We start from the raw sequence: 813 nt of genomic DNA, 5'->3' as shown, positions 1-813 counted from the left end.
GAGGTGCCACCGGCTACTACATGCTGACAGACTGGGGGATCTTAGACAGGTCTTCGTTCTTGAACCGGTACGGAAAACTGTAAGGTGCCATAGAGCAGCGCATTGAATGCAAAACCCGCCAATCGGCGGGTTTTTTTATGCTGCCACGGTAGCGGCGGTTGCTGGAGGTTTTTCGGCGTAGTAGGCGATGTTCTTGGTTCGTCTGCTAAGGGTGTCTATGCCGACGATACTCAGCGTTTTGGGAGTGGTATTGCGGGACTCGAAATAATGGAATAGCTGGATCATGCAGCACTTCACCATCAACGGATCGATGTCTTCCAGGTAGATTGAGGCTTCTCTCAATGCTTCGGGACCGTGGTTCTCGATCAGGTTTTCCATCCAGTGAATGGCGTTGATGCCAGAACCACAGCAGGGCTCATAAAAGTCTGCCGAAGACTGTGAGCCAACAATGAGTGACATCAAGCGGCCAATCTCTGGAGGAGTGGGGAAGTAATTGGTGCCCTTCTTGTGGAAGCCAGACATGCTTAGGACGTAACCCAAAACATCGCTGGTGGGGTCGCGCTTAATGGCGGCAGACAGGACGTGAGAGAGCTCGAAGGCGACCGGCTGAAGTTCTTCCGGGATCTCCTCCTTGGCTGGGTATAGGCCAGTCTGCAAGTATGCCCACTGGTCAATAAAGGCCTCAACAAACCGAGATGTGCCCATTCTGTATCGGGACTGCTCGATGAGAGATAAAGCCTTGGATGTAAGTTGCTGTGTTTCTGGTGACATAAGCGCTCCAGTTTGTTCTGACGAAACATTCAAGAGGTAGAA

The 813-nt window shown here is 51.8% G+C and carries 1 protein-coding gene; it reads right to left on the bottom strand.

Annotation, left to right across the window (positions count from 1 at the left end; genetic code table 11):
- Positions 1–135: 135 nt before the first annotated feature.
- The coding region (locus R7Q09_RS24925; protein ID WP_411913118.1) for an N-6 DNA methylase at positions 136–813 on the bottom strand (678 nt) is incomplete at its 5' end.

It is taken from the genome of Vibrio sp. 2130-1 (assembly GCF_033339515.1).
The sequence above is the reverse complement of the archived record's forward strand: the minus strand, read 5'-3'. Positions and strand labels throughout refer to the sequence as shown.